The following is a 7723-nucleotide window of genomic DNA, read 5'->3' on the forward strand; positions in this document are numbered from 1 at the left end:
GCCGGCGCGCGCGTCTCGTCCCCGCCGCGGCCGACGGCGGTGGCGCGCACGAGCGGCGGCCACCAGCTCCACTCGCCCCCGGCGGCGGTCAGCCGGTCGAGCCAGCCGGGCGGCGTCGCGTTGTCCTCGCCGGCCATCTAGGCCCCTCCCCTCGGTCGCGTCGGAAAACTCGGTCGTATCTGGTGCCGCGCGCCGCTAGCCCGCGGCGGGCGCGTCGGCGAGCGCCTCGTCGACGGCGCGCTCGAGCTCCTCGACGGTGCTGAACGTCCGGGGGTAGACCGCGGCCGGCTCGCCGCCGGCGACGACGACGGTGATCGGCACGACCCGGGGCAGCTCGAGGGCGGCGGCGAACGCGTTGTCGTCGTCCTGGAAGGACGCGAGCCCCACGCCGAGCTCCTCCAAGAGCGCGGCGCCGTTGCCCGCGTGTTCGTCGGCGTGCACGCCCGCGACGACGAGGTCCGGGCGCCTCTGCGCGAGCTCGTCGAAGAGCGGCAGCTCCTCGCGGCACGGCGCGCACCACCATGCCCACAGGTTGATGACCGCCGGGGAATCGGCGGAGGCCTCGCCCTCGCCGCTTTCGGCCTCGCCGAGGCAGCCGAGCTCCACGCCGGCGATCTCCTCGCCGGGGCAGTCGGGCCGCGCGGCGAGCGCCACGCCCGGCTCCGGGGCGTCGGTGGGGCTCACGCGGGCGGAGTCCTCGCGGCCCACGCTCGCGGAGTCGAAGAGGGCGGGCGCGGCGATCGCCACGACCGCGACGATCGCGAGGATCGCGAGCACGTAGCCCAACACCTGGCGCCTCATCGCGATTCCCCCTTAGCGCTCGATCCGCCGCGCGCCCGAATACACGCCTTTTCGGGCCCGGCGTGCCCGCGGCCGCGGCGGGAATTGTGAGAAGATGACTAACTTGTCTAGCACGTGACCTATTCGGCTGTAGAATGGTCGGCGGTCGGTGCTATTATCACGCGGCCAACTGGTGGCCACTGTAGCCGCTCAGACGTGGGCGCCGGAGCCAGGCCGACCCGAGGCTTAGCATTGACGAGTTTTTGACTCCCACCTCGGAAGCGCTGAACAACATAAGGAGTGATTGTGCAAGGAGTTCAGGAGATCCTGTCCCGCGCCGGCATCTTCCAGGGCGTCGACCCCACGGCGGTGAACAACCTCATCGAGAAGATGGACACGGTGCGCTACCCGCGCGGCGCCACCATCTTCGACGAGGGCGAGCCGGGCGACCGGCTGTTCATCATCACCTCCGGCAAGGTGAAGCTCGCGCGGCACGCGAGCGACGGGCGGGAGAACCTGCTCACCGTGATGGGGCCCTCGGACATGTTCGGCGAGCTGTCGATCTTCGACCCGGGCCCGCGCACGTCCTCCGCCGTCTGCGTCACCGAGGTGCACGCCGCGACGATGAGCTCGAACCAGCTGCGCAGCTGGGTGGGCGACCACCCGCAGATCGCGCAGCAGCTGCTCCGCGTCCTGGCCCGCCGGCTGCGCCGCACGAACTCCTCGCTTGCCGACCTCATCTTCACCGACGTGCCCGGCCGCGTCGCGAAGACACTGCTGCAGCTCGCGAACCGCTTCGGCACGCAGGAGGGGGGCGCGCTGCGCGTCAACCACGACCTCACCCAGGAGGAGATCGCCCAGCTCGTCGGCGCCTCCCGCGAGACGGTGAACAAGGCGCTCGCGACGTTCGCGCAGCGCGGCTGGATCCGCCTCGAGGGCAAGTCGGTGCTCATCATCGACACCGAGCACCTCGCCAAGCGCGCCCGCTAAGGCGCACGCGCGCAGATTAAGGCGGGGCGGCCGGGATTCTCACCCGGCCGCCCCGCCTTATTTCTCACTACCGCGCCTCCCCGGGCCCGCCGGGCCCCCGACGCGGCGCGCCCTAGGACTCGCCGCCGCCGGCAGCGGCCTTGGCCTCCTCGGCGTCGAGGTAGCGCAGCGCGACCCTCGTCGACTGCTCCGCGGCGTAGCGCAGCACCGGGTCGACGTCGTCGTAGATGAGGTCGATGAGCCGCTGCAGGTCGATATCGGAGCCGTGCTCCCGGCGCACCTCGCGGATCTGGTCGAGCCGGTAGAGGCGGCGCTTGATGTACTTCTCCGCGAGCTCGCCCGTATCCGGGCGGTCCGGGCCGTGCCCGGGCAGAAGCCGCACGCCGCGGCCGCGCTCCTTGAGGGTCTCGAGCGAGTCGAGGTACTTCGCCAAGTCCCCGTCGCTCTCCGAGATCATCGTCGTGTGCCGCCCGGCGATCGTGTCGCCGGTGATGATCCCCTCGAGCTCGGACTCGTGCGGCGCGCCCGACCACACGAAGAACGACACGCCGTCGGCCGTGTGGCCGGGGGTGTGGACCGCCTCGAGCTGCGGGGTGACCCCCTCCACCGAGATGACCTCACCGTCGGCGATGGGCTCGGCGCCCACGCAGCGGGTCGCCGAGGCGGCGCGCACCGGTGCGCCGTTGAGCTGCCTGAAGCGCCCCGCCCCGCCGGCGTGGTCCTCATGCCGGTGGGTGATGAGCACGACCCCCACCTCCCGGGCGTACGTGTTGAGCACGGTGAGGTGCCCCTCGTCCTCGGGGCCGGGGTCCACGACGATGGAGACCTCGTCGTCGGGCGCGGCGATCACCCACGAGTTCGTGCCCTCGAGGGTCGCGTAGCTCGGGTTGGGGCACAGCACCACCGAGGCGGATGGGCTCACCCGCCGAAGCTGGCTGTAAGCAGGATGCTCCATGGCCCCCACTCTAGCCCGCCGGGTGCGCTAATCCGAGACCTCGACGATGAGCTCGACCTCGACGGGGGCGTTCTTCGGCAACTCGGCCACCCCCACCGCGGAGCGGACGTGCTCCCCGGCGTCGCCGAAGATCTCCCCCGCCAGGTCGGAGGCGCCGTTGACGACGGCGGGCTGTGCGGTGAAGCCGGACGCGGAGTTCACGAAGCCGGTGATCTTCACGATGCGCTCGATGCTGTTCAGGCCGGCGACGGAGTCGACGGCGGCGAGCGCGTTGAGGAACGCGGTGCGCGCCGCGGCGACGGCCTCCTCCGAGGAGACCTCCGCGCCGACGTGGCCCGCGGCGGTGAGCTCCCCGGAGACGAGGGGGAGCTGCCCGGAGGTCCACACCTGGTTGCCGACCCGGCTGGCGGGGATATAGGACGCCACCGGAGCGGCGACCGGCGGCAGGTCGATGCCCAGCTCCTCGAGCCGGGCGGTCCACGACTGGGGCACGGCGATCACTCCCCCTCGACGGGCCGCTTGAGGTAGGCCACGACGTTCTCGGGGTTGGGGCCGGGGGTGACGGTGACGAGCTCCCAGCCCTCCTCGCCCCAGTTGTCGAGGATCTGCTTGGTCGCGTGCGTGAGCAGCGGAACGGTCGAGTATTCCCACTTAGTCATGCGGCCAAGCCTAGCCGTATTCGCGCTACCCCCGCCGGGCCGCGGGCCGGGGCCGGCTCAGCGACTGCAGCTCGTCGACGTCCCCGCCCGAGGCCAGGAACTCCGCCCAGTCCTCGATCTGGGGGTTGTGGCGCAGAAGGGCGCGGCGCTGGCGCTCGGTGCGCCCGCCCCACACCCCGAACTCGACGTTGTTGTCCAGCGCGTCGGCGAGGCAGAGCTGCACGACCGGGCAGCCGTCGCAGATCTCCGCGGCCTTGCGCTGCTTCGCGCCGCGCACGAAGAGCCGGTCGGGGTCGATGTCCCGGCACTTCGCGTGCCGCACCCACAGCTCCCGCTCGCGGACCGCCTCGGCGGGCGAGCGGTCCCCGCCGAGCCGGCCGAACACGGCCTCCGGGGCACGGCGGGCAAGAACCGCCAACGAGGTCGTCATCGTCTCCATCCCCTCTTTCGGTGTGCTGTCGCCGCGCCGGCGGCCGGGCCCCGACGGGTCTCGTGTGATTCGTTTCTCCTTTATAGCATTTATATGTATTGCATCACAATAGGAGGGGCGGCGGTTTGTTCAGTTTTCGCCGTTTGCGCAGTACAGTGTGGCGCGTGTCTACCTTCAAACCGCTGAGCTCGCTGCTCGGGGCCACCGCGATCGCCGGCGTGCTCACCGCCGCGGCGCTCAGCCCGGCGGCGGCCATCGCCGGGGTGACGATCCAGCGCACCGGCGAGACGATGGAGTCGAACCTCGAGAACATCGCCGGCGGCGAGACCCCCGGCGTCAGCGTCGTCACCGACGTCGAGGGCAACCGGCTCGCCTACCTCTACGAGCAGCGCCGCTACCCGGTGGCCAGCGAGGAGATCGCGCAGCCGATGAAGGACGCCATCGTCGCGATCGAGGACCGGCGCTTCTACGAGCACGACGGCGTCGACTTCCAGGGCACGATGCGCGCGCTCGTCGCGAACCTCTCCTCCGGCGGGGTCGCCGAGGGCGCCTCGACGATCGACCAGCAGTACGTGAAGAACTACCTCCTCCTAGTCGAGGCCGACGACCCCGAAGAGGAGGCGCGCGCGGTGGAGACCTCGATCCCCCGCAAGCTCCGCGAGATGCGCATGGCCTCCGAGCTCGACTCGATGTTCTCCAAGGACGAGATCCTCGCGCGGTATCTCAACCTCGTGCCGTTCGGCTCGAACTCCTACGGCGTCGAGGCGGCGGCGCGCACGTACTTCGACACCTCCGCCGCGGAGCTCACCGTCCCGCAGGCCGCGATGCTCGCGGGGCTGGTGCAGTCCACCTCCGGGCTCGACCCGTACGCCAACCCCGACGGCGCCCTCGAGCGGCGCAACACCGTCATCGACGCGATGGCCCAGCAGGGCTACCTCGACGCCGGGGAGGCCGAGGGCTACAAGGAGGAGCCGCTCGGCGTGCTCGACGAGCCGCAGGGCCTCTCCAACGGGTGCATCACCGCGGGCGACCGCGGCTTCATGTGCGACTACGCGCTCAACTACCTCGACTCGAAGGGCTTAAGCGCCGAGGACATCGCCGGCGGCTCCTACACCATCCGCACCACCCTCGACCCCGGCGTGCAGGACGCCGCGCGCGAGGTCGCGACCGGCAACGTCGACCCGGGCGAGCCCGGCGTCGCCGAGGTCCTCAACGTCGTCGCCCCCACCGACGAGCGGCCCATCCTCGCGATGACCTCCTCGCGCAGCTACGGCCTCGACCAGGACGCCCACGAGACGATGCTGCCGCAGGCCACCACCATGGTCGGCAACGGCGCGGGCTCGGTCTACAAGATCTTCGCCGCCGCCGTGGCCCTCGACCAGGGCATGGGCCTCGACCAGCCGCTGGCGGTGCCGAACCGCTACGAGGGCTACGGGCTCGGCGACGGCGGCGCCGCCGGCTGCCCCGAGGGCGCCTACTGCGTGGAGAACTCCGGCTCCTACCCCGGTACACTCACCCTGCGCCAGGCGCTCGCCCAGTCGCCCAACACGACGTTTGTGCAGCTCATCGAGGAGTTCGGCGTCGCGCCGGTCGTCGACATGGCGACCGCGCTGGGGCTGCGCAGCCACGAGAAGCCCGGCTCCTTCGACGACAGCGACGCCGCGCTCGCCGACGTGTTCAAGGACAACAACCTCGGCTCCTTCGTGCTCGGCCCCACCGCCGTCAACCCGCTGGAGCTCTCCAACGTGGGCGCATCGATCGCCGCGCACGGCCGCTGGTGCGAGCCCAACCCGATCGCCGAGATCACCAACAACGCCACCGGCGAGCAGGTGCCCCTCGAGCGGCCCGAGTGCGAGGACGTCCTCGAGCCCGGCGCGGCCGACGCGCTCGCCGCGGGCATGTCCGACGACTCGAACAACGGCACCGCCCAGCGCGCCGCGAACGCCGCGGGCTTCGACGGGGACGTCTCCGCGAAGACGGGCACGACCTCGGATAACCTCTCGGCCGCGTTCCTCGGCTTCACCTCGGAGATGGCGGCCGCGCCCTATATCTTCAACGACGGTACCCAGACCACGCCGCTGTGCAGCGGCCCGGTGCGCCAGTGCCCGGACGGGAACCTCTTCGGCGGCAACGAGCCGGCGGACACGTGGTTCCAGCTCGCCGAGCGCATCCCCCAGGGCGGCAGCGGGGTCGCCGAGCACGACCCCGTCTTCAACGAGGGCAAGGCGAAGGCCGCGCTGCGCGAAGTCGAGGGCATGTCCGAGCGCGAGGCACGCGAGTTCCTCGAGGAGCACGGCTTCGAGGTCGGCCAGGTGCGCCGCGTGCTCGGCGAGGGCCGGGAGCGCGACGAGGTCGTCGCGGTGCGGCCGGAGGGCCCGGTCTACCGCTACGGCGGCACGATCGACCTCGAGGTCTCCGACGGGCGGGAGCCGCGCCGCGCGGAGCGTAACGCCGACAACTGGCAGGACCGCGTCGACGAGCTCACCCGCGAGATCGAGGAGCAGCTCAACGGCGACGACGACAACTAGGCGATCGCGGCACCCGGGCCGTACAGTCGGCTAGGTGCACATCACCGCGAAGAAGATCGTCTCCTCCCTGGGCGCGCTCGCCGCCGCCGGGGCCGGGCTCGGCGCCGCGACCGCGGCGTGGGGCTACAGCGAGCTCAAGCGCTTCGAGCTCCACGAGCACACCCTGCCGCTGCTCAAGCCGGGGACGCTCGCTAAGGGCGAGGAGTTTCGCCTCCTCCACGTCTCCGACCTGCACATGATCCCGGGCCAGCGCTCGAAGATCTCCTTCGTCAACGCGCTCGCCGGGCTGCACCCGCACCTCGTCGTCAACACCGGCGACAACCTCTCCGACGAGGCCGGCGTGCCCGAGGTCATGGCGGCGCTCGGGCCGCTGCTCGCCGTGCCGGGCATCTTCGTCTTCGGCTCGAACGACTACTTCGCGCCGCGGCCGGCGAACCCGTTCTCCTACCTGTTGGGCCGCAAGCACGAGCCGAGCTCGGTGGAGCTGCCGTGGCGCGGGATGCGCGCCGCGTTCCTCGAGCACGGCTGGCTGGACGCGAACCAGGCGCGCCACGAGTTCCAGGCGGGCCCGCTGCGCATCGCGGCCGCCGGCGTCGACGACCCGCACCACGACCTCGACGACTACGCCGAGATCGCCGGGCCGCCGCACCCCGAGGCGGACCTCTCGCTGGGGCTCACCCACAGCCCCGAGCCGCGGGTGCTCTCGAAGTTCGCGGCCGACGGCTACGACCTCGCGCTCGCGGGGCATACCCACGGCGGGCAGCTCTGCCTGCCCGGCGGGCGGGCGATCGTCACGAACTGCGGCATCGACAGGGCCCGCGCGAAGGGCCCCAGCGAGTTCGACGGCATGGCGCTGCACGTGTCCAACGGGCTGGGGACCTCGAAGTACGTTCCGTTCCGGCTGTTCTGCCGCCCCTCGGCGACGCTGCTGCGCATCACCGCGCGGGACGACTCCTAGCCCGCCCCGGCCGGTGCCGGCCGCCACCTGGGGTTTTGTCTTCACCCTCGCGCTTCGCTACAGTGATGCGAGCGCCACGGGATATAGCGCAGCTTGGTAGCGCGCCTCGTTCGGGACGAGGAGGTCGCAGGTTCAAATCCTGTTATCCCGACCACGACCGGCGTCCAGCCGGAACAACAAGCCAGGGCCCCGCGATCGGCACTCTCGCCGAGCGGGGCCCTGGCTGTTTCTCTATCCCCGGGTGGGAGGGAGAGTCCTCCCCTTAGTCGTCATCCTTGTCGCGGCGGCGCACGATGCGCCCGAACCGGTCGCGCTCGACCTCCTCGGCCGCGCCCTCCGGGGCGGCGGAGTGCCGCCCGCCCCACCGCTCGCGCGGGGGCTGCTCGGCCTCGTCGGGCACGACGGGCAGCCGCGCGGTCGGCG

8 protein-coding genes and 1 tRNA gene are annotated in these 7723 nt (G+C 71.7%); 4 read left to right on the forward strand and 5 right to left on the reverse strand.

The window, feature by feature from the left end:
- Window positions 1-195: 195 nt before the first annotated feature.
- Window positions 196-801, reverse strand: a complete 606-nt coding sequence (locus HMPREF9719_RS06320; protein WP_004601157.1) for a TlpA family protein disulfide reductase — start codon at window positions 799-801, stop codon at window positions 196-198.
- A 285-nt stretch (window positions 802-1086) separates the two neighbouring features.
- On the opposite strand from HMPREF9719_RS06320, the gene glxR reads away from it, so the two are divergent.
- Window positions 1087-1770: a CRP-like cAMP-activated global transcriptional regulator GlxR gene (gene glxR, locus HMPREF9719_RS06325; RefSeq protein WP_004601158.1), complete on the forward strand. Its 684-nt coding sequence runs from the start codon at window positions 1087-1089 to the stop codon at window positions 1768-1770.
- A gap of 112 nt (window positions 1771-1882) precedes the next feature.
- Here the strand turns inward: glxR and HMPREF9719_RS06330 are convergent, their stop codons facing one another.
- The 4 genes from HMPREF9719_RS06330 to HMPREF9719_RS06340 are packed head-to-tail and all read right to left on the reverse strand — an operon-like array spanning window position 1883 to window position 3814.
- On the reverse strand, window positions 1883-2725 hold the full coding sequence (locus tag HMPREF9719_RS06330) for an MBL fold metallo-hydrolase (RefSeq protein WP_004601159.1): 843 nt from the start codon (window positions 2723-2725) through the stop codon (window positions 1883-1885).
- Window positions 2726-2752: 27 nt separating this feature from the next.
- Window positions 2753-3217 carry a RidA family protein gene (locus tag HMPREF9719_RS06335; RefSeq protein WP_004601160.1) on the reverse strand — a complete coding sequence of 155 codons (465 nt, stop codon included), beginning with the start codon at window positions 3215-3217 and terminating at the stop codon, window positions 2753-2755.
- Between the two features lie 5 nt (window positions 3218-3222).
- Window positions 3223-3384 carry a DUF4177 domain-containing protein gene (locus HMPREF9719_RS09535; RefSeq protein WP_004601161.1) on the reverse strand — a complete coding sequence of 54 codons (162 nt, stop codon included), beginning with the start codon at window positions 3382-3384 and terminating at the stop codon, window positions 3223-3225.
- Window positions 3385-3409: 25 nt separating this feature from the next.
- The gene (locus tag HMPREF9719_RS06340; protein WP_004601162.1) at window positions 3410-3814 is read right to left on the reverse strand and encodes a WhiB family transcriptional regulator; all 405 of its coding nucleotides are present in this window, start codon (window positions 3812-3814) and stop codon (window positions 3410-3412) included.
- Window positions 3815-3978: 164 nt separating this feature from the next.
- Between HMPREF9719_RS06340 and HMPREF9719_RS06345 the strand changes: the two genes are divergently transcribed.
- The 3 genes from HMPREF9719_RS06345 to HMPREF9719_RS06355 all read left to right on the forward strand — a co-directional run bounded on the left by HMPREF9719_RS06345 (window position 3979) and on the right by HMPREF9719_RS06355 (window position 7454).
- On the forward strand, window positions 3979-6342 hold the full coding sequence (locus HMPREF9719_RS06345; protein WP_237737894.1) for a transglycosylase domain-containing protein: 2364 nt from the start codon (window positions 3979-3981) through the stop codon (window positions 6340-6342).
- 34 nt (window positions 6343-6376) lie between these two features.
- The gene (locus HMPREF9719_RS06350; RefSeq protein WP_004601164.1) at window positions 6377-7300 is read left to right on the forward strand and encodes a metallophosphoesterase; all 924 of its coding nucleotides are present in this window, start codon (window positions 6377-6379) and stop codon (window positions 7298-7300) included.
- A 77-nt stretch (window positions 7301-7377) separates the two neighbouring features.
- Window positions 7378-7454 (forward strand) — tRNA-Pro (locus HMPREF9719_RS06355).
- The last annotated feature ends 269 nt before the right edge of the window (window positions 7455-7723 follow it).

The organism is Corynebacterium otitidis ATCC 51513 (assembly GCF_000296405.1).
Lineage (GTDB): Bacteria > Actinomycetota > Actinomycetes > Mycobacteriales > Mycobacteriaceae > Corynebacterium > Corynebacterium otitidis.

What these genes read in the sequence shown, in the direction of transcription:
- HMPREF9719_RS09535 (WP_004601161.1), bottom strand. Translation starts at nt 3,384, where the DNA reads ATGACTAAGTGGGAATACTCGACCGTTCCGCTGCTCACGCACGCGACC.
- HMPREF9719_RS06330 (WP_004601159.1), bottom strand. Translation starts at nt 2,725, where the DNA reads ATGGAGCATCCTGCTTACAGCCAGCTTCGGCGGGTGAGCCCATCCGCC.
- HMPREF9719_RS06320 (WP_004601157.1), bottom strand. Translation starts at nt 801, where the DNA reads ATGAGGCGCCAGGTGTTGGGCTACGTGCTCGCGATCCTCGCGATCGTC.
- HMPREF9719_RS06340 (WP_004601162.1), bottom strand. Translation starts at nt 3,814, where the DNA reads ATGACGACCTCGTTGGCGGTTCTTGCCCGCCGTGCCCCGGAGGCCGTG.